Consider the following 302-nt stretch of genomic DNA (forward strand, 5'->3'; position numbering starts at 1 on the left):
CTTGGCGAAGTTCTGGAACAGCTGCGCATAGCCCGGGATGTCGGAATAGCGCAGCGTCGTCAGCGTCATGTCGAAGCCGCTGGCAAGGCCGGCCGCCTCCATCAGCTGCTTGGCCTTGGCGATATCTTGCGTGCGCTGTGCCAGCGACTTGTCGGTGACCGGGAAGGCCGGCGCGAACGGGCTGTCATTGCCGGTCGCCGCCATGCCGCGGCAGAGACCGCCGACCAGTTGCGAACGGTCGATGCACGAGGCCAGCGCCTGGCGCACGCGCTTGTCGGTGAAGGGCGCTATGTCGCAACGCA

General features: G+C 66.6%; 1 protein-coding gene. It reads right to left on the reverse strand.

Going from position 1 to position 302, the window contains the following annotated elements; genetic code table 11:
• On the reverse strand, positions 1–302 hold a 302-nt coding region (locus EN818_RS31795; protein ID WP_245521443.1), incomplete at both ends, for an ABC transporter substrate-binding protein.

It is taken from the genome of Mesorhizobium sp. M3A.F.Ca.ET.175.01.1.1 (assembly GCF_004791945.1).
GTDB lineage: Bacteria > Pseudomonadota > Alphaproteobacteria > Rhizobiales > Rhizobiaceae > Mesorhizobium.